We start from the raw sequence: 23,722 nt of genomic DNA, 5'->3' as shown, positions 1-23,722 counted from the left end.
TGAAATATATGCACCCCAAAAGGCTTACTAAACAGTCCAAATCACATTTGTTGTGTACCTCCATGAGGTGTGGTTTTCCGGCTGCTTCCAGCCCTCATGCGGTGTTCTTTAATTCGATTATTTAAACATTGAAAGGTTGCAGTTAATGTCAATGATATAGGTAGAGGCACCTGCTTCCCGGCATTCAGAAAATTCAAGGAGGTGGTCAGGTGAGCCTGAAGAGAAAACAGAAACAACTGCAGTCTATTCTGCAAGGTTATGGAAGGGTGGCTGTGGCCTTTTCCGGAGGAGCCGACAGCTCTTTATTGTTAAAGTGTGCTCTTGATGTCCTGGGAGGACGTCATGTTCTAGCTCTGTTTGCACGATCGGCGTTACAGACTCCCGGCGAGATTGAGCACGTACAGCAGTGGGCTGTGCAAAATAACTGTGAGCAGGATCTTTGTCTGGATATTGTCGAAGTTACCCCCCTGCAATGGGATACATTTATCACGAATCCGGATAACCGTTGCTATCATTGTAAAAGACAGTTGTACCAGCTGTTTCGTACACGGATGCAAGAGCGTGGATACTCGTATTTGCTGGATGGAACCAACTGCGACGATCTTAACAGTCATCGTCCCGGGCTTCGTGCAATTGATGAACTTCAGGTGCAAACACCTCTGGTTGCATCCGGATTTGATAAAAATGATGTCCGGGGGCTGAGCCGTCAATTGAATCTGACAACCTGGAATCGGCCTTCTGCCTCTTGCCTGGCAACCAGGATTCCAACCGGTATGTCTATCAACGAAGAACGATTGCAATTGGTGGCACTCTTTGAAGAGGGACTGCGGCGATTTGGATTTATTGGTTGTCGGGTGTATCTCAATCCACATCGGCACGACACAGTGCATATTGCTATTCAAAACAATGAATTTTCAACATTTTCAGAGGTAAGCATCCGCTTGGCAGTGCTCGATTTTTTCCGACGCTACGGTGTTGACTCCGTGCTTCTTGATCTGGCAGGAAGAGGCTGAGTCAAAGGACATTCTTTTTGGTGCACGATACCCGCCCAACAAGAGGAATGTTTTTTTCTTTGACAAAGATTCCTTTTTTGATTTTAGTTCCTCTGTTCGTTGTCAACAGATGCTGCTCTGGCAGTTATTGCCGGGCAAAGCAGTGGCGATGTTTAAATTTCTTGGAGGGAAGAATGAATAAGAAGGAATTGGTTGAGTCCATGGCGGAGGCAGCGGATATCAGTAAAACCGCAGCAGAAAAAGCATTAAATGGCATGCTGATGGCTGTATCAAGCGCTTTGAGCAAAGGCGACAAAGTGACTTTGATTGGTTTTGGAACGTTTTCAACTGTCAAGCGTGCGGCACGGACAGCGAAAAACCCGCGTACTGGAGCTCCGATTGAGATTCCTGCTAAGACAATCGCTAAATTTAAACCAGGCAGCAAACTAACAGATGCCGTCAACTGACAGGTAACTGTAAAATGGTGAAAAAGCTGGCAGCTCGTCAGCTTTTTTTATTGTGAAGAGACACTTTAAAGTGCTGCAGAGCACAGTGAGCAATACATAGTATTGCTCCAGTGTTTCGGGGTTGCCTCTCAATGAAAATGGCTGGACAGAGCAATAAAACCATGCTAAATGGAAGCCTCCAAAACATACTTATCCACTATGTAGAGATGTAAAAAAAAATCTGGATCGGGAAGTGGCTCAGTCTGGTAGAGCACAGCGTTCGGGACGCTGGGGTCGGAGGTTCGAATCCTCTCTTCCCGACCATTTAGAAGACATTGCTTGATAAAATGCTTACCAATGCTTACCAGGGATAAGCCGGAGCTTACTGCTTCCGGCTTTTTTTTATTCCATTGTCCAGCGGACAGTGGAAATCACCGCATCAGGAGGCCACGATATTCCTCTCTCGCCGGGTTGGCGCGCATCCAGGCGATGATCCGGCACTGGTAAAGCGAGGCCAGGACGTTGAGAAGGAGAGCCCGCCGGGCCTCGATCGAGGGTGGCGAAGACTCCATGTAGCGGCGGAAGCGGTCCAGGGTTATCGGGCCGCAGCGGCCGTCGACCAGGATATTATCAGTCGGTAGGGGTGAGCACCACCGTACCAGTGATGGTATATTTAAGCTCTTTTGGGGCTATTGGTGGTGGATCGTACATGGCCTCATTACTGGGCGGAGATTCACCGCCGGCCTCATCGTAGGCATAGGCCACCGCATACATGGGATCCAGGTTGATATTATTGCCGGTGCAATTGTAGGTCCCGTCGTTACGGAGCCGCGGCTTGCCGCACTCCACGGTGTACGGATACGGCCCGCCGGTTGTGGGGCCGTACTTGACTTTAAACTCCTTGACCGTATCCGGAGCCGCGTGGCTGAAATTAAACACCGCATCATAGGCAGCAGCCGGACCAGCCGGAAACAGACACGCAATCATCAACGAAAAAAACAATACCACTCTCATCATACACCTCTCATTCAACAGGTTTCATCATGATTGCCCGGTCCGGGCAATTAACAATCAATTTAGACAGCAGAGGCTGCTTCGCGGCCGTATTAGGCCAGCTGATCAACACCCTGCCGTGCATCTCACAGTAATGCACCAGGCCCGGTGTAATGGCCTCACACTGGTGGCAGAGATGCAGCCCCCGGCAGTGGCGACTATCAACGGTCAGCTGGTGCATCATCACTACGCCCCTTATGGTGGACGGTAATGCCCTGGTCGATGAGGCGGCCGACAATGCCAACCACCACCAACACCATAAACAGCACCAACAGCCACCACATCTCGATTTTATCCTGCAGTTTTTCCGGGATTGCCAGATAGATGGCGCAGAGGCTGCCAATAACAGCCTGCACCTGTACGGAGTACATCTTCAGCCCATCTTTCCATTCCGGTATCAGTTTCAGATTCACATTCACCTCTTAATCATTATCAGTAATGAGCATATTTCCGACAATCCGGTTAACCCAACCACGGCCGAACGATGGCCAGGTTGGCAGACTGGTTAAAAATTTTAACCGAGCTGAACAAAATCGGAGCACGATCTGTAATGGATCGCGCCGCCCGACCGCCGCCATGGTCAGCGGACCAATAACACCATCCTGCCTGGTACCCACCGCCTGTTGCAGCCATTTGATAGCCGCAACCGGACCGGAGTTCACGGCCGCATCAAACACCTGCACCGCCACCACATAGGGCATCCTCTCGTATTCCAGCCGCCAATAGCGTTCCCTATAGATTTTTTTTGCAATCCGCAAAGGTAAATCTTTCATTTCTCCGCTATAACCGGCAGCTGTGGCTGTGGCCCTGGTAATGCCCCACATGGTTTCCCCGCCGGGATCCTTGGGGTTATTGCTGTATCCGCCCTCGTTAGCCAACACGTGTACAATTGCCCTATCAAAATTTGTCACCAGCTCCTCCGTGTAAACCTTTATCAGCAGCCAGGCTGCTGCAATCGTAGCCAGGATGAGACACCACCGTAGCAGCCGCATCCAGAACCAGGGGTTCATGCAATGTTTTTCCGGCGATCACCTTCGGGGCGGCCGTAATCGTACTCCCGACGGTTTAGCCGGCCAAAGATCTCAACAATATCACTCTCAGCGCTAGCCATCTTAACGGCCAGGGCTGCCAGGGCTGCATCATGGCCACCGTGGCGCTGAGCCTGCTCAACGCGCAACTCGGCAATGGCCAGCCTGAAGCCATCACAGACCGCCTCTTTAAGGTCTGCCAGCAGCTTTGAACGCTCATCCTTAATACCTTCAATATCCTTGCCCTGGCGCTCCACAACACTCTCGTGCGCGCCCTGTTTCTTGCCGGCCAGGAAGATACCGCCAACCATGCCACATACGGCCGAGATAACCGGTAACCAAAAATTGATATCCTCAAAAAACACAGAATCATGCCTCCAGCTCGTAATAGGGCAGATTCGGCGCCTCGCCGATGATCTTCCCGGCATGTTGTTGACCAGAGCGGCAACACGGATCTCAAAGCTGGGCCATGGACCACCTATCTCCGCCAGCCTGCCCGGATTGATCTCGACCGATGAATCTGAAACAAACAGGCCATACACCTCTGCACCATCAACCACCATGGACACCTGATATCCATCGGCATCAATAACCGTATTCCATCCAGCCGACAGGATGTCCGCTCCGGCCTTGACAACCAGGTTGGTCGGGGCTGGGGCTATGACCAGTGCATCCATATCAGCGCATCCATAACCTGACACTCGTCAACTCCTCGCCACGGCGAGATCCCACAGCTGCAGACTCACCAGCGAGCCACGCACGCTCTCAAGCTCCACGCGCAGGCTGGTGTTGAGCCGACCCAGGCCGCTGTCGGCGATTTCATCGGCCGAGGCATAGGTGTACGCAGTCCCGGTCACGCCGGTGACGGTACGGAGCAGGGTGCCGGTCTCGCCGTAAATCCGGAGCGTATAGGTCACCCCGGCTTCCGGTCCAAAATTGCCGGTGTCCTGGCTAACCAGGGAAACCGTCTGGGTGATCCGGTCGCGATGCGCCCAGGTGACGATCAGTTCTTCGGCCGCTCCGATCGATACCGGCCACCTCGACCCGTTAATCCGCACGTTACCCGGCGGATAGGGCCGCATCATCCGTCCCACGGTGAGGAGGCTGTTGGTCGGCGCATCGGCCAGGGACAGGCGGCCCATGGCGGTTGACGGCAGAATGCGCACATCCACCGACTCCCCGCTCACCCGTGCGGTGCGGTCGAGTCCGAACAAGCTCTCATGGCACCACAGATAGGCTCCCTCCGCATGGCTGACCGGGATGGTATCGAGCACGCCCCGGTCGACGGTGATTGTCCCGGCTGCCGCGTCAACGCCGGTGATGGCCACCAGTTCGTCACCGAGCGCCGCGTAGGCGCCGGCTCTGACCAGGTTGGAGTCGATGGCGTCCAGCATGACCAGGGTCGACTCGACCTCCGGACCCACCGCAGCCGCCAGGCTGCCCACCCACGGAAAACTGTCGGTGTCCTGGTGCACCCACTCGCCGCCGGTGTTGCGGGTCCACATCTCGTAATTGATGGCGTCCGCGCTGGGCCGATGACAGTAACAGATGACCATGGTCGAGGTATCGTCCAGCTCGGCCATCACCGCAGCCGACTCGCCATATTCCTGGACAAACTGCCACCAGGTGATCTCCGATACCCGTCTCCGCACGGCGGCGGCAGGGGCGTTGATCGGATTGGTCCATAGGCTGGATTCGGGCGTGGTCAGGTTGATCGCCCCCAGTCCGTAGACATCGCGCACCGCCGTGATCCGGAGCTGGCTGTCGGTGTGCAGGCCCACTTCGACCGTGTCGACCCGCATGGCCATGTTGGCGATCCCCAGCGGACCCCAGGTAAAATTGAAGCAGTCGCCCGGCTCCAGCCGGCTCTGGGTGCGATTGATCACCAGGGTGCACGAGGCGATGGGCATGCACAACTGCTGCAGTTCCCTGCCGGCCACCGCAGCCGCCAGGGTCGGTGAAGCGATACCGACAAAATCGAGGGTCACGGCGTTGACCTGGCCATTGGTGCGGGCCAGGCCGGCGATATCCTGCACGGTCACCGCCTGCGGCTGGTTGTCGCGGTCGACCCAGTTGACCGTGACCTGATTGACAGCTTCGGTGGCGGCCGGGCCGGTGAAGTCGACCAGCTCAATGATGTTTGACTCGTTGAGGATAGGCAGGGCGCCGATGTTGTAATCGTTGCGGATCAGCTTGATCTTGAGCAGGCCGGTGACGTGGCTGTAAAACACCTTGGCATCGATGTGGTCGCAGATGATCTTGATGAACTCCTCGATGCTGGTGTTCTTGGCCCAGAGGAGCGACAGCCCGAATCCCTCCACATTGAGCAGAATAGCGGCGGTCTGGAAGCTGGGCAGATCGATGTCGGCCAACGGATAGCCCAGGCCGCCCCAGGTGGTGTTGGTCAGGGCCTCCAGGAGGATGTGTGCCGGGTTCATATCAACGTGGCCGTCGGGGGCGACGATGTCGGCCAGATCGTCCCGCCAGCCGATGCGGCTGTGACGACCGAGAATCGACCACTCCTTGATGTAGGGATTGTTGGCCGACAGCATGCTCTTGCGCACCACCAGACCGAACAACCCCCGGAAGGCCGGGATGTAGGCCCCCAGCACCGACTGGAGATAGCCGTTGCGACCCTGGTCGGCGCCGCCGAAGCAGACATCCACCGTACCGACCACGCCCCCCTCGCGTTCCTCGCCGCCGTGCAAATTCGGCTGGTTGATGCGGATGGCGGTATTGCCGCCCACCACTCCGGTCCAGGCCTCTTTTTCCCCGACCCGTATTTTGAGCAGGTAGTCCATGGCATGGCAGAACACCAGATGCAGCCCGGCATAGTATCGGAAGCCTACTGTTGCGCACTGTTTCTTTCCGCCACCCACACCTCACCTCACAGACATTTTTTTGCAATCACTGTACCGCCGGGCATTGGCGTTGCCGACCAGTCGGACGCCTCGGCAAAGGCCACGGCAGCCTGAGCCATGGCCGAATCATCGATGGAGAGCAGATGGTCGGCATCGATGCCATCGTTGATCAGGCCACGCCAGGAAATGCCATGGCTCTTGCACCACACCCGCATCTGCCGGTTGCAGTAGCCCAGGGCCTTCAAATGCCAAAAATACACCCTCCGATCCATCACTTCTTCCCCCTATTACACCTGACAATCGGCGTGGTGCCGACATCGCCGTACCAGATGCAGTTGGCGCCGGTGATCAGCCGGGTCCCGAATAGCACCGGCACCGGCCCGGAGGCATCCACGGTGGTGGCCGACACCTCGCCGGGCGTGATGTTGGCCTGATTGTTGCTTTTCGGCCGGAACAACAGGGCCGAGACGATCTGCAGGCCGATCCATACCACCAGTTGCCACATCTCGTTACCTCCTCAGACCAGGGCGTCGCCGGAAAACGGATTCTTGGCGGGCAGGAACGGCAGTCCGCCGTAGTTGTCGAGATTGCCGAACCGGTTGTTGCAGGTGGCCATGGCCCGGTCGCACCCAGGCCATAAACTCACCGGTCCACCGGCCACGGCACTGTCGACGGCATCGACCAGGATGACGATATTGCCGCTGTGGGCGGTGATCAGCCGGTACTCGGCCCCGGCCAGGAGCATGCCGCCGGCAAACCAGCCGCCGGGATAGGCCCCGGCGCCGGCCACGGTTACCTGGTTGCCTGCCACCGCCGAGATGGTCGACTGCACCCGCCAGGCATTGGCGTTAAGGCCGCAGCCCGGCCCGTACAGGGCATGCGGACAGCCGATCTGATAGACCCGTCGCAGCCCGGCTCGGCGAAACAGGGTGAACACGCTATCGCTGGTCAGGGTGGCCATTGATCCGGACCACCGGCAGCCGGTGACCCGGCCTTTCCACAGCACGGAAAACTCCGAATCCTCGTGGTGGTGGCGGAAGATGGTAACCACCATGGTCGCGGCCAGCCAACCGGTGCGGAACAGCAGGGCCACCGGGTTTCCGGCGGCCACCTCGATCTCGATGGTCGACTTGCGGGTGTCGCCGCCCCTGGTGAAGCCGCCCCGCTTGATGAATGCCGGTTGATAAAGGTCGGCCCCGTAGGCAACCTCATGATCGGCGCTGGTGTAGAGCCATTGCTCTCCGCCCAGGGCGAAGCGGTACAGTTCCAGGGGATGGCCGTCGTAGGCCGATTGCTCGCGGGCGGTGTAACTCATGGCAGCACCACGATGGGCAGGGTGGCGTCCACGCAGTCATGGCCCCACCACTTGAGATCGATCGCATCGCTGTCCAGCCGGCACAGTTCCAGCCAGGCGCAGCGGTTGAGGGTCGAGGCCGAGATATCCATCGGCAGGCCGCTGTCCAGGGTGAGCTGTTCCTCGCCGGTGGGCAGGGTTTCCACCGCCATGATCCGCCGGCGGATGATCGTGCCGTCCGTGGCGATCATCTCGATATGCTCACGGGCCGGTGACCCGGAAAACGCGTACTCATAGCCGATATTGCCGATGGTGATGGCTGTGGCGCCTGCCGGTGCGGGCAGGGCCAGTTCAAACCCGCGATCCGTGGCCGCCAGCCAGAAAGGCGAAAGTCGCCCGGCGCAGTAAAAGAGAAAGCGGAGGAAGGTGTCGATCCCGACCCGGCCGATCAGGCGGAACTGGGCCGCCCTGGACAGCACCGGCTCGATGGCCTGGATATCGAACTCGATGACGCCGGTATCGTTATCCAGCCGCACCCACTTGTTGTCCCAGGTCTCTTCGCCGCCCGTCCACGAGGGCACGAAGGGGCACACCACCAGGTCGCGGTAGGTATCGGGCGTGGCGATGGCCGGCATGGCCGACTCGTCGCGAGCCTCGAAGCGGATGCGATAATCGCCCACGCTCTCGGTGAAGCGGGACACCCGCCGCTGCTCGATGCCGATGCCGTAGCGGCAGGGCGCCACCAGCGAACCCTCCGGCCACTCCTCGGCAAAGGGCGCGTCCACGGCCACGTAATTGATGCCAATGCCGGTGATGGTGCGGATCTCGAAGTGATCCCAGGCATCGTATACCACCAGCCACCTGCCAACGGCAAAATCCAGGTATCCGGTGCCAACCTGCACAATGGAAGCCCCGGCAACTATGGCCGCGGTGATCCGGGCTTCATCCCGCCATACCGGCGAGAACAGGTAGCGGGTTTTACGCAACCCCAGCCAGGTTTCCAGCTTGCGCCTGGCCGCGCCGGCCACTACCAGCCGCAGGTCCCAGGCCCGACGCGGCAGGGTGCGGAGCTGGATGCGCTGTTCGGTGCGATCGTGGGCTACCAGCACATCGGTCTTCCAGGCCAGCGACTCATCCAGGCCGTTCTCCCAATTGTGTGGCATGAGCAGGTAGGCGATATCGCCGCTCAGGTGTGGCGCCCTGGTGCCGATAATGGTCAAGGTCGGGCTATGGGCACAGGAGGACAGAAAGGTCAGCAGGGCCTCGTATTCCAGCGGCCCATCGATGGTTACGGTGATGACAATCCGTTGCGATGTCCCCTGTATGAGCAGGTCGGGAGGGGTGGCGTCCCACCCGATGCCGTCCGCCTGTTCGCCGTTGCCGTTGATCCTGGTCAGGTTTGCGTCGGTGGCGGAGCCGTTCCACAGCCAGACGACAACCCTCTTGTCCTTGGTGACATACCCGACATCGCGCACGGCAGCCTCATCGATGATGTAACACTGCGCCGCATGGTTGGTGGAGCGTGCAGACAGGCCAGCGAGAGGTACCAGGGATAATGGGTTTAGTGTGCCGATATCAGCCATCAGATATGCCTCAGTAGCTTGAGGCAGCCTTGCCACTGGGTCATGGCGGACATGTCAACCGCACCCGCTACCGTCCAGTGGATAAAATCTATTGGTGAGTTGTCAGTCATTGGTCCGGTTACGGTGGCGGCCATGGCTCGTTGCTCGAACAGGCCGACTTTCCAATCATAGGCCGGATTATGCCACTGATCTATATTGGTAGACTTGGGGGACAGGTCAAACCAGGGTAACGGATCAATCCGCCCATAGACGGTGCCATGGGTCAAAAGCAGAGAATGTTTGAGCAGATTCATGTCAGGCCCGCAACAAACTCCAGGGGAAGGTACGGGCTGTGCCTGCGGTCTGCTCCAGGGTGCAGGTGATACTGTTATTACTCGGCACTGGCACCGAATACTTTACCGGCTCACCCTGCAGGTCGGCATAGTTCAGAGTATACGCCAAACGGGTGTCTCCGCCGCCGATGGCCATGGTCTTGATGCGCAGGGTCAGGCTGTCGCCGACTGCCATGTCGTTGGTGTCCACTACCAAGACAAAAATTCCGGTGGTGGTGTTGGTGGCCAGCACATGCTCAGAGCCAACCTGGGCCGTTTGTATGCCCGATGCTGCTGCGACAAGTCCCATGTCAACCTCCTAATGCCGGTATTTGTACAAGCATATTTGGTGGTACACTACCATCATTATACTCTTGGCAAACCCACAACCACCTTGTCCCATTAATAATGGTAACATCGAACTCCCGGTAAACATCACCACCATATGCATACAAAACTCCAGGTGCATAGCCTATGGGCTGCAGCAATACTGGTGATGCGGAGGTAACCCTATATAGGAGCAACGGCACTGGTAAAATTCCACCACTATATGCCATTGGCTGTTTAAACAGAATTCCCCTCTCCGCTGCCGAGGCGATAGTGTCTACCGGGTAGTTATTGTACATTTTAACGGCGTTGGCTGTCCATCCTCCACCCAGCAAAACTTGACTGATCAGTCCGACAGAAGATACAGCAGCCATATCACCGCTTACGGTTGTGTGCGCCCCCCATAATGTATTTCTGTAATTAGCCAGTATTTGCGCCATTACCCCCGATATACACACACCAACCCCAGGCCAATTGCCTACCTTTTCGGTGATGGCCCCGATCTGCCAAGCCCGTGATTCGGCAACAGAAGATGACGCATGGCGTATAAAGATAGCGTCCGGTCCGACGACAATTAAATGAGATCGGATTACATATACGTCCATCCCTGCACTGGCGTTTGGTTGGGCTGCTGGGGCTGCACCAGCTGAATACCCAGTGCACCCATACACCGTTGCTAAATTTGCATTTTTATACACAAAATCAAAATGCGCGCTGGCGGTGTTATGCAGATGTAGCCGATAATTCGCCCCACTATAGGTGCCCCAATAGTCGATCCCCCACCCATACGCTTCTGCTGTAGTCTTTAAATTTTCCAAAAACTGATCGACCGTGGCGTCCGGAAACAATGCGTACCCCATTACACCATCCTCACTGCGCAATAATTTTCAATAGCTGATCGATACACGTCCGGCACTACCAGATAGTTGATACCGCCCACAGTAATGATGTTCTCCGCCGAATTACCAAACCCGCTGACTCGATAGATACCGTCCAGAGCGCAGTATATAGATGCGCGGTTACTGTCGGTCACAAAGATTTCCTCCAGCAGATAGGACCCGTCTACAGCGGGTTGTACAGATGATACAAACCGCCAGCCCACATTAAGAGGCGGGCAGTTGGCCGGGCCAATCTGGTCCCAGTCGCCACCGGGGCGGCAAATGAGCCCTGTTGGTGCGTTGTTGGCCCAAAACATGGTATTGTTGTTGCCGGTGGCACTGTAGAGAGCCGTTCCTGAAGTACCGCAACCCCCGATAATGAGCGGATACGGGTATTGATTACTGGTGGCCGGAGGCAGGCCAAAGCCCAGGTACAGCATCTGATAAACATGGCTCACCTTGACCACCACGATCAGACGCCCGGCATGGCCGAACATCCAATACGGGATGGCGGTGTTCCACAGATAGAGATAGCGCAGGGCGCTGCTCATCGGATGAGCGTCAACGGCGCGACCAGCCCGCCATCCCCATGCTCCGGCCACCCGCCAGTTGTAATACCCGGCAATGGTGTTTTCGTAAGCTTCGGCGCCGACATAGATCTCATCCAGCCCGCTCAACCCCTCGCCACGTAAATAAATTCTGGTCTCGCTCTGTTCCAGGATGGTCCAGCCGTTGGCCGCCGCGAAGGTGGCGAGGATGGAGAGCAACTCCTTGTAATGTGATGCCGTGCCGCTGGTATAGGCCATTTAACCCCCTATTAACGTGCGAATGGTGGCGCCGTTGCGCCGGATCATGTTGATGATGGCGGTCTCGCCGTCGGCGGTGCGCAGAAAATCGCCCACCATGTTCTTATCGAGCACATTGATCACCCGCAGTTTGGTGTCGCCTGCCTTGACCGTGGTCTGGGGTCCTGCCTCGGGCATGCCGCCCTGGGCGAGCCGGTATCCGGAAGGAACGGAGGGCACGGTTCCACCGGCCAGGGCATGGGCGATGTCGCGCGGCAGCTCCAGCCGCCGGATGCGCTCCATGAAGTTGAGGCCGTAATAGTCCACCGCCCGCACCGGTTGCATGAACTCGCCGGCAGTGGCCCGGATCGTGATGTTATCGGCGGTCCGGGACGGACTCCAGCCGCGCACCGATCCGCCGGAAGCCAGGGCCTGGACAGTTCCGCCCGTGGCCATGCCCAGCATGCCGAGCAGGCCGCCGCCGGTGGTGCCGGGCGCACCCATCAGGGCGTTCATCAGCATCTGCTTCAAGATCACCTGGGAGAGCCAGGAGATGGTCGAGCGGGCAAAGTCGATCAGCGCCTCTTTGGCGGATGCGGTTCCCTGGATCCAACTGTCCCAGGCCGAGACCAGCCCGTCCGAAATGCGGTCTCCCAGTTCGGTGCCGATCTGGATCATCATCTCGGCGTCGGTCTGCATCCGCTCCCGCGCCCGCTGCATGCCCAGGCTGAGCGCCGCGCCCATGTCGTCGCCCGAGGCGATCATACGATCCCTGGCCTCTTCCTCCAGGATGACGCCGGCTGCCAGGGCTTCCTGCACCGCCTGCCGGTACGCCTCGACCGACCCGGTCCCGCGTCGCCAGGCCTGTTCGATGTCCGCCAATCCGGCGCTCGCCACTGAGGCCAGATCGGTGTGTTCCTGCTGTAAGGCGGATATCCTTTCTCTGGTGATCTCCGATTGTGCCCGCAGCAGGTCGGCCTGCGTCTTGTTGGGATCGTCGGCGATGAGCCGGGCTTCCTGCTCTTTCAGGGCAATGCGTTCCGCCGCGATCTTCCGGTTGATCTCCAGCAACGCCTCAGCCCGTTCAAGTTCCGAGCCAAGCCGTTCAGCCCCGAGCTTTTCACCTTCCAGCGCCAAAATTCTTTTTTCGCTCTCGGCCCGCAAGGTTTCTGCATCGATCTTGCTCTGAATCTTTTGCTCCTTGAGCAGTTCCCTTTCCCGGCGCTTGGCCTCGGCCTCGGCCTTGCGCGCCGCCGCATCTCCTTTCTTGGCCGATTTCTCGGCGGCTCCTTCCCTGGCCTTGGCGGCCTCGGCGTCGAAACGGGCATTGACGGCCTGCCGCACCCGCACCCCATCCTCGCCCTGGAAGCGCGATTCGATGGACTTCAGTTCAGCCTGCCGCTTCTTCTCGATCTCGGCCAGGTCGTTCTCGAGCTTGCTTGCCGTTAACTTGCGGCGCTCTTCGTTTTGTTTCCTGATCTCGTCGGTGACCGACATCTCCACCGCGATTTGCTTGGCACCGCGCTGCTCGGTCGTGAGCCGGATATTCTCCTGGATCTCGGCGTGTTCCTGCTCATTGTCTTTGAGATCTTTGCGGGCCTCTTCGAGCTGCCTGGCGGTCCGCCCGATGGTGTTATCAAAAGGAATCCCGGATGGTTCGGCCACCGCATCGGCAAGGTCCTTTTCCAGCTTGGCCACTTCTGCCCGGGCGGCGGTAATGTTCCTGGACGTTGCCTGCAACCGCAGGCTGGGGTCCGAGAGTTCCTTGAGCATCTGATTCGTGCGTTGCAGCTCGGCCACCCTACCTTTTGCCTTGGCCAGCTCGTTATCCGCCGACCGGCCCCACGTCAACCAGGCGGCGGCGCCGAGTCCAAGGACGGTGGTGACGGCGGTGATCGGGTTAACGAGGCCGAGCAATGCCCCCGGCAGACGGGACATCACCGTTCCGGCGGCAGTCTGGGCGGCGGTCGCGGCAGTCTGGGCAGCGGTATTGGCCGCTGTTTGCGCGGTGGCTATCGATGCGGCTGCTCCGTAACTCGTCAAGGCCCGCGCGTTGGCCGAGACCGCAGCGGTGGCCGCCGATGCAACCACAGGCGTGACGGCGAGCTTGCCGATAAACCCGCTGATAGCGGCAGTTGCCGCCGACAAGCCGCGGCCGACCAGGTAAGAGAGCGCGGCCGAAAGCGCCAGGAACCCGCCCTGGGCAACCGTATCGAGATGTGTGCCCAACCACTTGATCGCTGCCGCCAGCTTGTCGGTCGCTCCTGTCGATTGATTCACCGACGCGATATATATCGATGCCTCGTTGCGCAGGTCGGCCATGGCCGCGCCCACGGTCACGGGCATGGCCTTGGCCTGGGCCTCGATGGTGTCCCTGCCCGCCTTGATGGCATTGATCATCCACTCGGTGGTCAGCTCTCCGGCCGTGGCCATCTCCCTGAGCCTGGCAATGGAGCCACCGGCCGCGTCGACAAACACCTTGGTCAATATCGGCATGTTTTCCAGGACCGAGCGCAGCTCATCGCCCTGGAGCCTGTTTGCCCCCATGGCCTGGGAGAACTGGAGCAGGCCGGCGGCTGCTTCCTGGGCCGACGAGCCCGACAAGGCGGTGGCCAGGGCCACGGTGCGGGTCACCTCGGCCAGATCCTTCTGGCTGACATTGAGGTTGGCCGTGGCCTGGGCCATGCGGGTGTAGAGTTGAGCAACCTCGCCCAGACCCTGGTGTGCGTCCCTGGCTATCTCCACCACCGTCTTCTGGGCGGCGGCATAATCGTTGGTGTTCCTGGCTGTCAGCAGCAGCCGTTGATCCATGGCGCGCATGGCATCGGCGGTTTGCACGAAACCGGCCGCATACCCCCGGATGGCTTTGATGGAAAAAGCAGCGATGGCGGCGCGGCGCATGCTCTCCAGCGACTGGGAGATGGACTGCACGCCACGCCGGGCAGCTGACAGTCCGCCTCGTTCCACCTGCCGGGAAGCAGCGTCAAGGTCCTTGACAGACGACGTGGAAGCGCGTAATCTTTTTTCAAATTCAGCGGTAAACGCTGAAATGATAACTTCGATTCTTTTGTTGTTTGTCGCCATGCGCTGGAACCTGCCTCTCGTTATATTCGCTCTTTTTGCCGGGCCTGGTATTTATGCCCTGCTGTCCCTGCTGCAGCCCGGCAAACTGCTGGTCTTCGGCCTCCTGGTGGGCCTGCCGCTGCTCATGATTGCTGCCTGGGGCGCCGCCGCCATGGTGCGTCTCCTATTTCCCTGACGGTTTTACCAGACAATTGAGCGCGGTCAGGAAGAAGCTGTATCCGTAGTCCCAAACGACTGGTCCGTGGCCGGAGGTAATGAGGTGGCAGATGCATCGGTCAAGGTCAGCATTGCCTTGCCGAATTCCGCCATCATCACCGGCTTCAACGAATCGATCAGGATATCGATCAGCCCGATCCGGCGCACCACTCCCAAAAAAGCGGCGTTCACCTCCTGGAATCCCTGCCACAGCTCCTCGACTTCCGAGGGATACAGATCCATCAGCACCTCCTGGGTCAGCTCGGGGCAGGCCATGCGGAGCAGATCCAGGCAGCGGTCGACCATGTTGACCGCTGCTTCCTGCTGTTCATTGTTGACCAGGTCCCACACCGCCCGGACCGGCAGCTCCTTGAGGGTGAAGGACCTGGAACCTATCTGGATTGTCTTGATTTTCTGCATTGCCGGCATCCCATCACCACAGTTCAAACGGCGCGGTTTTGCCGGCCGGGGTGACCATGGTCCCGGAAAATTGCAGCGCGGGAAATCCATCCTGGGCAAGCAGATCAAAATCACCGTCCCCGCGAATCTGCGCCTGCCAGACCCGCAGCTTGACATTGGCGCCGTTGACGTAGTTTTTCCCGTCCAGCAGCAGCCCCACATTGATGACCGGCCGGGTACCGCCGGTGATCTTGCGGCCGGTTGCCGCTTCCACGGCGCCGCTGATATTGAGCGTCGCACCGGCAACGATATCGCCTCCGCTCAACACCCGGATCAGGCCGAGGCGCAGATTGACTTCGTAATCTTCGTTGACCGTATAGGTGAGGGTGTTGTCGGCGTTCTTGACCACGCAGGTGGCCAGGCCGTCCTTGCCGATGGGCACCCACTTGTCGGAGATTGCCGTCACCGTGGCCGTGTAGGGCCCGGCAGCGGTGCCGCTGACATGGAGCGTGGCGGCGTCAACGATGTCGCCGGCAGCCAATGTTCGGATCCGGCCGAGGAGAAGATCGACTTCGTAATCTTCGCCGACCGCATAGGTGATGGTGTCGGTGGAGTTCCGGACCACGCAGGTGACCAGGCGGGACGTGCCGATGGACACCCACTCGCCATGGTCTGCCGTCACCGTGGCCGTGTAGGCCTCGGCAGCGACGGCGGGCAGGTCCACCGCCGAACCCATGAAGAACGCGGCCACGATATCGGGATCGTAACGGTTCATGGTGAACGAGATGGTGGAACTGGTGATGCGGGTGTAGGAGTCGCCGGTCTGTCCCAGGGTGTCGCGGCCGTTGAGCTTGTTCTCCAGGGTCTCGCTTTCCACCTTGGGGATGAGCCGGTTGGCGTTGCCGGCCAGGCCGAAGCCGGTGGAAGCGCCGGCATCGGTCAGAAAATCGAAATAGAGATCTCCGCCGAGTATCATTCCTTGTTGTGCGTTTTGCATGCTGTTCTCCTGGCCCCAGTTGTAGGCGGACCGGTGTCAAGTGATTGAAAAGTGTTGCGGCGCCACCCTGACCGACACCTGGATGGTGTAAACGGCCGGGCCGTCGCTGCTGTATGCTCCCAGGCCGGGGTGATCGTAGGCGATCAGGGGTAGGGTGCCCTTTCCTGGAATTTTTTTGTTGTGCAACCCGGCAAACGCCGTGTCGACCAGGTCGTACAGCGCTGTGTCGATGCTGTTGCCGTCATTGTCTTTCGGCAGCCAGGTCTCGATCTGCACGGCCACGCGCAGATCGAGGAGCGCGTCCGGGGTGTTGTCGATATTGCCGTCCCTGGGGCACCCGTTGATCCACACCCGGGCCAGCGGATACGCGGGCTTGTCGCTGCCAAGCCCGCACACGGCGCCGAACTTGCCGGTAGCCGCCAGCATGCCTTTGATCGCCTGGGCGATATCGGCCCGCATCATGGTTGTTCATCCAGCTTCAGCACAGCGCCGCCCTGGCCATCCGGATCGATAGCCAGGAGGGTGTAGTCGGTGCCGTTGATGGTTAGGGTGTCGCCATCATCACCAGCGGCCAAACCCAGGCCCTCGACATCATTCATGGTGGCGATGGCATACGGCCCGACATGATCGATGGTTCCCCATGAGCCGCCAAAGGCACCCCCGGAAAACGAAGTCGAACGATCAAGCATGGGTATGATCCAGATGGCCGATTGCACCCCGTTGATCATCGGCTGGACGCCTGTCTCGTGATTGATGACCTGGTCCATTTCGAACTCAATCATGCGTCTTCGTCACCGGGTTCCGGGTCACCGTCTTCGTCACCGGGTTCCGGGTCACCGTCTTCGTCACCGGGTTCCGGGTCACCGTCTTCGTCACCGGGTTCCGGGTCAACCGCAGCGTGCCGCCGCAGTTGCGGGGTTGCCAGCTCGTACAGTTCGCGACGGGCATACTCGCCCTGCTCGTTGACCGTCTCCATTGCCGCCCCCCGGTCCGTGCCCAGGTACAGGCACTCGCCGGGGGTGTTTGCGCTGTTGCTCAAAAATCCGAGTACGATAAATTGTCTCATGGCGTTATCCGGTTAAGGGTTTTCAATTCCCGCCGGGATTAGGCGGAAACCAGTCGATGCCCGGCGTAGTCGGTCTTATCTCCAGCGTCTCCGCCCTGGCTGCCGGCAACCGCCCCGTACATGACCGCCACCGTGCAGTACACGTCGAAGGTGCCCGTCTCGACCCACTTGATCCCCAACAGGGTCAAGCCGGTGTCCTCGTCGGTCAGCGTCTCAAAGCTGGCGATCTGCGGGATACCTGCCGCCCGGGCAATCTCGTTGGCGTCGGTGGGGACGCGGGTCGCCAAGACAATGCTTTCCTTGGTGCCGAAAAATCCGATCAGGTTGTGGGCATTGGCAGGCATGTCCGGATATTCCCAGATATCGGCAAAACCCTGGATACCCTGGAGGTGGCCCAGCGCTTCCGCGCCGATCCGCTGACCGTAATAATCACCGCTGGCAACCCGACTATCCGTGGTCAGGGTGGTCATGACGCCGGATCCGACGATTCCGAACCGGCCCAAGGTGCTCGCCCCGACGGCGTTCAAGTCTTCGCGGATGTTCGCCAGCATGTCCAGGTCGCTGTTGGCGGCGGTGAAGGTCGAGACTTGGCTGAAATTGGCGGCCAGCACCAGTGACAGGCAGTAATCGGCCATGCTTTTTGCCAGGACATAGCCGCAGTTCATGGTGGACTCTTCCAGCAGCTTGATCTGGCTGACGGTGGAGGCCGCATCCAGGAAATCGAGCTTGATCGGCACGTGCTTATGACGGTTGATCACCACCGGCACATCATTCATTAAGGTTTTGGACTCGGCGGCGTTGGCCTTGTAGCCGGTGGTGGCGTCATAGTCCTGCACCGTGGGCAGACCAGCAATGCGGGCAGTGACGGTCTGGCCGAGCTTTGCCTTTTCATCGCTGAAATCGGTGGCAAAGGCGGTAACCAGGAAGGGCAGACGCACCTTGAAGGCGTCCATGACCAGGTCCAGGATTTGGGCGGTTGAGAGAGTTAATGCCATGGTGTTACCTCTTGAGAATCAAATTATTGTGATTGGGGCGCGCCGGCACCGGGGCCGGTCAGTTGCCGAAACGGGCTTTTCGTTTTTCCTTGATTTTGGCGACAACGGCCGAACCCTCCGCCAGCTCCCGACTGTCGGATTCGGTTTCCTGTTGCGCCGGGTTTTTGATCGCCAGGGACGCTTTCCAGGCATCCGGCGATTTTGCCAGAATGTGCGTCTGGAAATCGGACAAACTCTTGTCGCTGTTGGCAAAGATTTCAGCATCGGCATCAAACCCGAAGCGGCGGCCCAGATCACGGATGTCGGCTTGCCGCTGCCGGTCAGCCTTGAGCGCCGCCGCAACTTCCGCCTTCACGTCAATGAGCGGTTCGGCGGCAAGGAGCTCCCCGGCAACACCATCAACCGCGTTCAACGTTTCCGTCTGCTGGATTTGGGGATCAGCGGTGGTCGTTTTCTCTTCTTTCATTGGTCCATGCTCCTGTTTTTGTTTCGCCCGGTATGCTCGATAGCGGGTAAAAAATTCATCAAACTTGTCGCCGTAACCGGCAAGCGCCTCTATTACCTCCGGGTTGTTTTCCAGTATCTGGAAAACGTGCGGATGCAGATCTAAAAACTCGGTGATCCGGCCGGCAACAGTGGCGCCGGCGTCCGCCGAAAAAAGCCCGTCATTTGCGGCCGGGTCATCCACGCAGTCACAGGCGATCAGATTTTTGCACTCGACAAAATCAGGCCCACCCACCCGGTCAAATTCATCGTTCAACCGGCCGTCCTTCAAGCGGGGGTACACCTTTTCGCCCTTCTCGTTGCGCCTGTATCGGTTTCCCTGCGAAAAAACGACGGAGGTTCCAAACATATCGGCTTCGTTTTCGGCCATCGAGATGACGTAGGCATACAGGTCGCCGGCCGGCGCTTCCCTGGCGGTCAGGCTCAAATGGAGGTCGGCGAAACAACAGACGGCAACGCTGCCGTCTTCACGGACCGTTGTGCCGCTGCTGAAATTTTTAAACCTTCCGATAAAGGTCCCTAACGACTCGCTGCACATGTTGGGGTGGCCGAACCGAGCCTTGACACCCCGTTTTGCCGCTGCTCCCTGCTGCCTGACCGTCTCTATAAACTCGCTGTCCAGGCAGACCCCATGCCCTTTGGCCTCACCTTCAGAACACACCTTGATGCCGCTGATAATGCTGGATTCACGGTCAACCGCTGCTGGTTTCGCCCGTAAGCAAGGGGTATCCAACCATTTTTTACTCATCGTTCTTACCCTCTATCTCTGTAATTTTCCGCCATATCATCCGGAATAGCGGTTTTTAAACCGCGCTCCACCAAGGTTTCCTGCTCCACCGCCAATTCGTCAACCATCTCGATAAAATCAGCGCCGGTGGTCTCGGCGATAATGCTTTGCCGGGTCCGCAGGTGTGCATCTATCGCTTTCACCTGGGCGTTGACCTCTTTCAGCGGATCCACCCACGGCCACCCGCGCGGCTGCCAGACAACAACGGGATCCTGCGCCCGGCGCGCGGCAGGCGCTTTGATGCGGCCCGTCCCGTACACGGTCCAATCGTACCACTCATCAAAAAGCGGCTGATAAAAACCGTCGATCATTTCCGCCTGCAGGCAGCGCCACCCTTCCCGATCCTCCAGCAGGGCCTGGCGGAGGCTGGAGTAGTTGACGTCGGCGTAATTGTTGGAAAGCGTCGGGCTCGAAACGTTGAGCCCGTTGGCCAACTGCTGCATGAAAACCTTGTGGCCGCTCTCATAGGTGCTGGTCGGGTACTGCGGATCAAAGGTATCGAGCTTGTAGCCATCAGGAATCACGTCAAAGCTGCCGGGGGTGGCTTCGATCTCGCCGGCATCGAATGGGGAGCGATCCTCATCGTCCAGGCTGGTCTTGAAGGCATCGACATCCCTGACCGTAAAAAAACCCATTTTAGCGGCAGCCACCCGCCAGCCCACAACAATGGCCTCGTGCACCCCGTGCAGCATCTTGGTTTTGTGCATGATCGCCGCGAAATCAGGGATACCCCGAATCTGACCCACATATTCCTTGCGGAACAGGTGGATGATCTGGTCCGCCGGGATAGGGATCCGCCTGGCGCCTTTGCCCTGGAACTTGCGGGTCGGGTGCTGCTCACTGAAATGGTAGTTTACCGGCCGGTCGAATTGGTCAAACTCTATCCCCATCTCCACCCGGTTGCCGTTCGGCAGCTCGACACAATAGGAGCTGTCGAGCAAATCAGGATTGAGAAACCGGACCGCGAATTTATGCGGATTGTGGGGGTACCCGCGTAGGATCTGCATAAAGCATTCGCCATCAACGGCTCGCGTCTGCAGGCTCAGCCACCCCAATTCCCGCCCGGACAGCTGCCCGCACGCGCTGGGCGACACCGATACGCCGCGCACCCGGCGCTTGCTGTGAAACATGGTCCATTCGCGTTCTATTTCGTCGTTCCGTTTTTCGTCCTGCTTTTTTCCGGCCCCCAGCTTGTTCTTGGCCTGAAGAACGATGCCGGCGCTGCCGAGCACATTTTGCTTGAGGATGAACAGAAATCGTCGGGCCGTGTCGTCATTGCGCGCCAGGTCCCGCGACCGCGCCCGCAGTTTTTGCAGATCGTTGCGCAGAATGGCGTTGATTTCCATCGGCAACGTCACCCAGTCGGCCAGGTTATTGCTGTTGGCGCCGTGGAAGCCGGACATGAACGCTTTTGCCTGGCCGCGCATTTTTCTCAGCGCTTTGCTCAGCGGGATAGGGCGGCCGTTCGGGCCGTACAGAATCGGTGCCATTGCCTTGCTCAATTTTTAAACCTCGGCGTAATCGTTTTTTTCCACTTCCCGGCGGCCGCTGCCCGGATCTGCTTCAGCTGGCGCAAAGCCTCGATCTGATCCCGCAGCGGCAGGTGCTGCACCTGGACACCATTGGGCAGGACCTGCGACATCTGCGTCTTGTCGGCCCGCCTGGCAATAGCCGCCTCCAGCGCTTCAATGGCCTTGTCGTACCAGGCGCGCCCGTCATAGGTGGACTGCACGGCCAGGTTGGGAAGGACATCCATGCTGCCGCGCTCGATCGTGTGCCGCACAGTCCCGTTGGCGGCGAACCCGGCATAGGTATACTTGCCGGGGGTATAGAGTGCCGTGGTGGCGGCTTCGATCGCAATCGCATGGCGGTCGCCGACGGCAGTCGAGGCCATGGCGATCTTTGCCGCGCCATTGATAAACACAAAGGACAGGGTCCACCCAGCGGCGGCCGGGTAATCGTCTCGGGTCAGCGTCCAGGCAATGGAGTCGCCGGCGGTGATGCTGGCGGGCAGAGCGGTGAGCGGGGCGGTCATTTCCAACCTCTGACAAAACTTTTTTTAGGGATGGCCACAGCCGCCGCATCGCGTTGCGGGCGAGGGCGGCGCTTATTGTACAGGCCCTCGACGGTGATCGCCCCGCGCAGATAGACCCCGATATCCCAATGATGATTAGCCTTGCCCCTGGGGCAATGCCAGTTGCCTCGCTCATCGGCATATTCGGCGCACATCTGGGCAGCGTAATCGTTGCCCACACCGGCGTGCAGGGTGATGCCACCCGGGCTGCCCGGTTCGATCATCAGTTTGTCGGCCAGCTCATCTTTGAAGTGGTTGACCTGGAGGTTGTAGCGGATGGGGCCGTTGACCATGGGCACCTTTTTACCGGTGCGGGTCGGGTAGAAATCGATTTTCTTGGGCACGAACAACTCATCCTGGCGACTGTTGCCCTTGATCGGCCGAAACAGGCGATTGCGGCGGCAGAATTCATACACCGCCGAGGTGCGGCTGTGCTTGCGGTTGTGAGGATCGGTGCCTCCGCCTGAGTCGATGTAGCCCCGCCGGACCCTGAACTGTTTCCCCTCGGCATCGGTCCATTCCCGCCGGCCGAGATCGATCAGGTGCTGCCAGCGGTCGACATAACCATAATCAATCATGGCCGTCTTCACCTCCGGACCCCAACCGCAGGCCCAAACCTGGTAAAAAAAGCCGCGCTGCTGGGTATCGACCAGCAGCAACACACAGGCCGTATCGGCCGGCACCACTCCGCGGGGCTGATCGGGATCCACCAAACGGAGGATGTAGTCTTCCTTGCGGTCCTGCTGCTCGTGGACGTAATCGACGGCCTCATGGCCGTGGGCCCAGTCGAGCTTATCGGCCAGCGCGCCGGTTTTGCTTTTGAGGTAGGCAACCGCGATTTCGCGCAGGCTGATATCGAGGCACTCCCAGGAACGGTGATGAAAACCGACCTTAGACGGACGGACCGCGTCCGCTCCCTTGACCGCCACCCAGCAACCGGCCTTGATCGCGGCCCGGCGCTTACCCTCATCCCAGACCGAGGCGCAGGCGTTACAGACATAATCGCAGCCGTTCAGCTCCACCGACTCCGGGGTGGCCCCTTCGGCCAGAGCGAGATGCTCGGCATCCATCTTGACCAGCTGACCGCAGTCCGGACAACGGAGACGCCACTCCCAAATCTGGTGGCATTTGAGCACGCCGGCGGTGTAAATGAATTTTTCAGCGGCGGTCGAGGCAAAAAAGCGTTTGTAGCGGCCCCGGTAGATCCGGTTGCGCTTTTTGATCAGGGTGATCGGGTCGGTTTCCTTGCCCGTCAGCAGCGGGTACTTGTCGACCTCATCGCCAAAGCAGTATTTGGCCGACCAGGTGGCCATGGAAGTGGCGCTGTTGGCATGGGCCGGGAAGATTTCGACGCCGTTGCGCAGCGAGATGCAGGTCATGGTGGTATCGTCCTGCCGGGTTGAGACCAGTTTTTTCAACTTGGGCGACTTGACCAGCATCGGCTTGATTTTTTTGCCGACGATCTTTTTCGAGGCATCCTCGCTGGGCATGAGATAAAAAACATTACCCGGCGCGCAGTCGATAGCCCATTGCATGCAGTTGAGCATGGTGTTTGTTTTGCCGCTCTGCTCAACGGCGCAAAACCAAATCTCTCGGACCCAGGACTCACCGAAGGTGTTCATGATTTTGACGGTGTGGGGGGCGTACTCGTGCCGCCAGCTGCCCTCATGGGCGCCATCGGTGACGACGCGGTACTTGAGGGCGTGATCGGCCACGGAGATTTTTTCAGGTTGGCGGAGAACGCGGCGGACCTGTTCCGGCAGGGTGATTACCGGTTGGCGATCCGAGCCCACCGTACGTCCGGAAAGCATCCGGCGGACGCGGGCTGGAAGGAAAGACGGCAGAGGGATGGTGCGGGGCACCAGGCGGGTTTGCTGTGGGGTAGTGACGGCTGCCGGCATCGGTTTCGATCCATGTCCCTTGAAAGAGACCATATAGAAGGAAGTGTTGATGCGCCGTCACACCCTTGCAGGAAAAGACCCCGGAGGCGGGGGGGGGCGGGTTCAAGGGGATGACGGCGACCTGGCGCTATCATACCCCTTGTTTTGGGCCTGGGCTGAATT

The 23,722-nt window shown here is 59.0% G+C and carries 28 protein-coding genes and 1 tRNA gene; 5 read left to right on the top strand and 24 right to left on the bottom strand.

All coding sequences use genetic code 11. From position 1 onward, the window contains the following. The first annotated feature begins 209 nt into the window (after nt 1-209). The 4 genes from larE to HP555_RS11100 all read left to right on the top strand — a co-directional run bounded on the left by larE (nt 210) and on the right by HP555_RS11100 (nt 2,079). Nucleotides 210-1,013, top strand: a complete 804-nt coding sequence (larE, locus tag HP555_RS11115; RefSeq protein WP_199262490.1) for an ATP-dependent sacrificial sulfur transferase LarE — start codon at nt 210-212, stop codon at nt 1,011-1,013. Between the two features lie 47 nt (nt 1,014-1,060). Beyond that, on the top strand, nt 1,061-1,459 hold the full coding sequence (locus tag HP555_RS11110) for an HU family DNA-binding protein (RefSeq protein ID WP_269846873.1): 399 nt from the start codon (nt 1,061-1,063) through the stop codon (nt 1,457-1,459). A gap of 226 nt (nt 1,460-1,685) precedes the next feature. Beyond that, nucleotides 1,686-1,762: transfer RNA gene (locus tag HP555_RS11105), tRNA-Pro, on the top strand. Between the two features lie 86 nt (nt 1,763-1,848). Then, nucleotides 1,849-2,079: a hypothetical protein gene (locus HP555_RS11100; protein WP_199262480.1), complete on the top strand. Its 231-nt coding sequence runs from the start codon at nt 1,849-1,851 to the stop codon at nt 2,077-2,079. Here HP555_RS11100 and HP555_RS11095 read toward each other — a convergent pair. From HP555_RS11095 to HP555_RS11025, 14 genes are all read right to left on the bottom strand, one after another. Beyond that, on the bottom strand, nt 2,069-2,455 hold the full coding sequence (locus HP555_RS11095) for a hypothetical protein (RefSeq protein WP_199262478.1): 387 nt from the start codon (nt 2,453-2,455) through the stop codon (nt 2,069-2,071). The genes HP555_RS11100 and HP555_RS11095 overlap by 11 nt on opposite strands. Before the next feature lie 197 nt (nt 2,456-2,652). After that, nucleotides 2,653-2,904 carry a DUF7940 domain-containing protein gene (locus HP555_RS11085; protein WP_199262475.1) on the bottom strand — a complete coding sequence of 84 codons (252 nt, stop codon included), beginning with the start codon at nt 2,902-2,904 and terminating at the stop codon, nt 2,653-2,655. Nucleotides 2,905-2,913: 9 nt separating this feature from the next. Beyond that, nucleotides 2,914-3,402 carry a glycoside hydrolase family 108 protein gene (locus HP555_RS11080; RefSeq protein WP_199262473.1) on the bottom strand — a complete coding sequence of 163 codons (489 nt, stop codon included), beginning with the start codon at nt 3,400-3,402 and terminating at the stop codon, nt 2,914-2,916. A 95-nt stretch (nt 3,403-3,497) separates the two neighbouring features. Then, nucleotides 3,498-4,196 (bottom strand): hypothetical protein, encoded by a 699-nt coding sequence (locus HP555_RS11075; protein WP_199262471.1) that lies wholly within the window; start codon nt 4,194-4,196, stop codon nt 3,498-3,500. 27 nt (nt 4,197-4,223) lie between these two features. After that, nucleotides 4,224-6,320 carry a phage tail protein gene (locus HP555_RS11070; protein WP_233249155.1) on the bottom strand — a complete coding sequence of 699 codons (2,097 nt, stop codon included), beginning with the start codon at nt 6,318-6,320 and terminating at the stop codon, nt 4,224-4,226. An 86-nt stretch (nt 6,321-6,406) separates the two neighbouring features. Next, nucleotides 6,407-6,652 carry a hypothetical protein gene (locus tag HP555_RS11065; RefSeq protein ID WP_199262467.1) on the bottom strand — a complete coding sequence of 82 codons (246 nt, stop codon included), beginning with the start codon at nt 6,650-6,652 and terminating at the stop codon, nt 6,407-6,409. Further along, a complete protein-coding gene (locus HP555_RS11060; protein ID WP_199262465.1) occupies nt 6,652-6,885 on the bottom strand; it encodes a hypothetical protein in 234 nt (77 codons plus the stop codon). The genes HP555_RS11065 and HP555_RS11060 overlap by 1 nt, the downstream gene beginning before the upstream one ends. Nucleotides 6,886-6,897: 12 nt before the next feature. Continuing rightward, nucleotides 6,898-7,695: a phage BR0599 family protein gene (locus HP555_RS11055; RefSeq protein ID WP_199262463.1), complete on the bottom strand. Its 798-nt coding sequence runs from the start codon at nt 7,693-7,695 to the stop codon at nt 6,898-6,900. Beyond that, nucleotides 7,692-9,257: a hypothetical protein gene (locus HP555_RS11050; protein WP_199262461.1), complete on the bottom strand. Its 1,566-nt coding sequence runs from the start codon at nt 9,255-9,257 to the stop codon at nt 7,692-7,694. The genes HP555_RS11055 and HP555_RS11050 overlap by 4 nt, the downstream gene beginning before the upstream one ends. After that, nucleotides 9,257-9,550: a hypothetical protein gene (locus HP555_RS11045; RefSeq protein ID WP_199262459.1), complete on the bottom strand. Its 294-nt coding sequence runs from the start codon at nt 9,548-9,550 to the stop codon at nt 9,257-9,259. The genes HP555_RS11050 and HP555_RS11045 overlap by 1 nt, the downstream gene beginning before the upstream one ends. A gap of 1 nt (nt 9,551) precedes the next feature. Further along, on the bottom strand, nt 9,552-9,878 hold the full coding sequence (locus HP555_RS11040; protein ID WP_199262457.1) for a hypothetical protein: 327 nt from the start codon (nt 9,876-9,878) through the stop codon (nt 9,552-9,554). Between the two features lies 1 nt (nt 9,879). Next, nucleotides 9,880-10,755 carry a hypothetical protein gene (locus HP555_RS11035; protein ID WP_199262455.1) on the bottom strand — a complete coding sequence of 292 codons (876 nt, stop codon included), beginning with the start codon at nt 10,753-10,755 and terminating at the stop codon, nt 9,880-9,882. Then, the gene (locus tag HP555_RS11030; RefSeq protein ID WP_199262453.1) at nt 10,755-11,579 is read right to left on the bottom strand and encodes a hypothetical protein; all 825 of its coding nucleotides are present in this window, start codon (nt 11,577-11,579) and stop codon (nt 10,755-10,757) included. The genes HP555_RS11035 and HP555_RS11030 overlap by 1 nt, the downstream gene beginning before the upstream one ends. After that, nucleotides 11,580-14,459, bottom strand: coding sequence for a tape measure protein (locus HP555_RS11025; RefSeq protein WP_199262451.1), 2,880 nt, complete (start codon nt 14,457-14,459; stop codon nt 11,580-11,582). Here HP555_RS11025 and HP555_RS11020 point away from each other — a divergent pair. Beyond that, nucleotides 14,428-14,817 carry a hypothetical protein gene (locus HP555_RS11020; RefSeq protein ID WP_199262449.1) on the top strand — a complete coding sequence of 130 codons (390 nt, stop codon included), beginning with the start codon at nt 14,428-14,430 and terminating at the stop codon, nt 14,815-14,817. The genes HP555_RS11025 and HP555_RS11020 overlap by 32 nt on opposite strands. A 26-nt stretch (nt 14,818-14,843) precedes the next feature. Here HP555_RS11020 and HP555_RS11015 read toward each other — a convergent pair whose 3' ends face one another. From HP555_RS11015 to HP555_RS10970, 10 genes are read right to left on the bottom strand one after another with little or no spacing between them, the layout of a single operon-like run. After that, nucleotides 14,844-15,257 (bottom strand): hypothetical protein, encoded by a 414-nt coding sequence (locus tag HP555_RS11015; protein ID WP_199262447.1) that lies wholly within the window; start codon nt 15,255-15,257, stop codon nt 14,844-14,846. Between the two features lie 13 nt (nt 15,258-15,270). After that, nucleotides 15,271-16,233, bottom strand: a complete 963-nt coding sequence (locus HP555_RS11010; RefSeq protein WP_199262445.1) for a phage tail tube protein — start codon at nt 16,231-16,233, stop codon at nt 15,271-15,273. Nucleotides 16,234-16,269: 36 nt separating this feature from the next. Continuing rightward, the gene (locus HP555_RS11005; protein WP_199262443.1) at nt 16,270-16,695 is read right to left on the bottom strand and encodes a hypothetical protein; all 426 of its coding nucleotides are present in this window, start codon (nt 16,693-16,695) and stop codon (nt 16,270-16,272) included. Next, on the bottom strand, nt 16,692-17,015 hold the full coding sequence (locus HP555_RS11000; protein ID WP_199262441.1) for a hypothetical protein: 324 nt from the start codon (nt 17,013-17,015) through the stop codon (nt 16,692-16,694). The genes HP555_RS11005 and HP555_RS11000 overlap by 4 nt, the downstream gene beginning before the upstream one ends. Continuing rightward, nucleotides 17,012-17,299, bottom strand: coding sequence for a hypothetical protein (locus HP555_RS10995; RefSeq protein WP_199262439.1), 288 nt, complete (start codon nt 17,297-17,299; stop codon nt 17,012-17,014). Before HP555_RS10995 ends, HP555_RS11000 begins: the two co-directional genes overlap by 4 nt. 38 nt (nt 17,300-17,337) lie before the next feature. Continuing rightward, nucleotides 17,338-18,294, bottom strand: a complete 957-nt coding sequence (locus HP555_RS10990) for a hypothetical protein (RefSeq protein WP_199262437.1) — start codon at nt 18,292-18,294, stop codon at nt 17,338-17,340. Between the two features lie 58 nt (nt 18,295-18,352). Beyond that, nucleotides 18,353-19,546, bottom strand: a complete 1,194-nt coding sequence (locus tag HP555_RS10985) for a hypothetical protein (protein WP_199262435.1) — start codon at nt 19,544-19,546, stop codon at nt 18,353-18,355. Nucleotides 19,547-19,551: 5 nt separating this feature from the next. Further along, nucleotides 19,552-21,075: a phage portal protein gene (locus tag HP555_RS10980; protein ID WP_199262433.1), complete on the bottom strand. Its 1,524-nt coding sequence runs from the start codon at nt 21,073-21,075 to the stop codon at nt 19,552-19,554. An 8-nt stretch (nt 21,076-21,083) separates the two neighbouring features. After that, nucleotides 21,084-21,620, bottom strand: coding sequence for a hypothetical protein (locus tag HP555_RS10975; protein ID WP_199262432.1), 537 nt, complete (start codon nt 21,618-21,620; stop codon nt 21,084-21,086). After that, nucleotides 21,617-23,560, bottom strand: coding sequence for a terminase gpA endonuclease subunit (locus HP555_RS10970; protein ID WP_199262430.1), 1,944 nt, complete (start codon nt 23,558-23,560; stop codon nt 21,617-21,619). Before HP555_RS10970 ends, HP555_RS10975 begins: the two co-directional genes overlap by 4 nt. Nucleotides 23,561-23,722 lie beyond the last annotated feature (162 nt).

This window comes from Desulfobulbus oligotrophicus (genome assembly GCF_016446285.1).
GTDB lineage: Bacteria > Desulfobacterota > Desulfobulbia > Desulfobulbales > Desulfobulbaceae > Desulfobulbus > Desulfobulbus oligotrophicus.
Note: the sequence above shows the minus strand (reverse complement) of the source record. Positions and strands in the feature narration are given on the sequence as shown.

Coding starts and splice junctions, on each gene's coding strand:
- HP555_RS11010 (WP_199262445.1), bottom strand. CDS start 16,233: ATGCAAAACGCACAACAAGGAATGATACTCGGCGGAGATCTCTATTTC.
- HP555_RS10970 (WP_199262430.1), bottom strand. CDS start 23,560: ATGCCGGCAGCCGTCACTACCCCACAGCAAACCCGCCTGGTGCCCCGC.
- HP555_RS11040 (WP_199262457.1), bottom strand. CDS start 9,878: ATGGGACTTGTCGCAGCAGCATCGGGCATACAAACGGCCCAGGTTGGC.
- HP555_RS11075 (WP_199262471.1), bottom strand. CDS start 4,196: ATGGATGCACTGGTCATAGCCCCAGCCCCGACCAACCTGGTTGTCAAG.
- HP555_RS11020 (WP_199262449.1), top strand. CDS start 14,428: ATGGAAAAAGCAGCGATGGCGGCGCGGCGCATGCTCTCCAGCGACTGG.
- HP555_RS10990 (WP_199262437.1), bottom strand. CDS start 18,294: ATGGCATTAACTCTCTCAACCGCCCAAATCCTGGACCTGGTCATGGAC.
- HP555_RS10975 (WP_199262432.1), bottom strand. CDS start 21,620: ATGACCGCCCCGCTCACCGCTCTGCCCGCCAGCATCACCGCCGGCGAC.
- HP555_RS11025 (WP_199262451.1), bottom strand. CDS start 14,459: ATGCGCCGCGCCGCCATCGCTGCTTTTTCCATCAAAGCCATCCGGGGG.
- HP555_RS11035 (WP_199262455.1), bottom strand. CDS start 10,755: ATGGGGTACGCATTGTTTCCGGACGCCACGGTCGATCAGTTTTTGGAA.
- HP555_RS11030 (WP_199262453.1), bottom strand. CDS start 11,579: ATGGCCTATACCAGCGGCACGGCATCACATTACAAGGAGTTGCTCTCC.
- HP555_RS10995 (WP_199262439.1), bottom strand. CDS start 17,299: ATGAGACAATTTATCGTACTCGGATTTTTGAGCAACAGCGCAAACACC.
- HP555_RS11005 (WP_199262443.1), bottom strand. CDS start 16,695: ATGATGCGGGCCGATATCGCCCAGGCGATCAAAGGCATGCTGGCGGCT.
- HP555_RS11060 (WP_199262465.1), bottom strand. CDS start 6,885: ATGTGGCAACTGGTGGTATGGATCGGCCTGCAGATCGTCTCGGCCCTG.
- HP555_RS11070 (WP_233249155.1), bottom strand. CDS start 6,320: ATGGACTACCTGCTCAAAATACGGGTCGGGGAAAAAGAGGCCTGGACC.
- HP555_RS11095 (WP_199262478.1), bottom strand. CDS start 2,455: ATGATGAGAGTGGTATTGTTTTTTTCGTTGATGATTGCGTGTCTGTTT.
- HP555_RS11110 (WP_269846873.1), top strand. CDS start 1,061: ATGTTTTTTTCTTTGACAAAGATTCCTTTTTTGATTTTAGTTCCTCTG.
- HP555_RS11015 (WP_199262447.1), bottom strand. CDS start 15,257: ATGCAGAAAATCAAGACAATCCAGATAGGTTCCAGGTCCTTCACCCTC.
- HP555_RS11045 (WP_199262459.1), bottom strand. CDS start 9,550: ATGAATCTGCTCAAACATTCTCTGCTTTTGACCCATGGCACCGTCTAT.
- HP555_RS11000 (WP_199262441.1), bottom strand. CDS start 17,015: ATGATTGAGTTCGAAATGGACCAGGTCATCAATCACGAGACAGGCGTC.
- HP555_RS11065 (WP_199262467.1), bottom strand. CDS start 6,652: ATGGATCGGAGGGTGTATTTTTGGCATTTGAAGGCCCTGGGCTACTGC.
- HP555_RS11055 (WP_199262463.1), bottom strand. CDS start 7,695: ATGAGTTACACCGCCCGCGAGCAATCGGCCTACGACGGCCATCCCCTG.
- HP555_RS10985 (WP_199262435.1), bottom strand. CDS start 19,546: ATGAGTAAAAAATGGTTGGATACCCCTTGCTTACGGGCGAAACCAGCA.
- HP555_RS11050 (WP_199262461.1), bottom strand. CDS start 9,257: ATGGCTGATATCGGCACACTAAACCCATTATCCCTGGTACCTCTCGCT.
- HP555_RS10980 (WP_199262433.1), bottom strand. CDS start 21,075: ATGGCACCGATTCTGTACGGCCCGAACGGCCGCCCTATCCCGCTGAGC.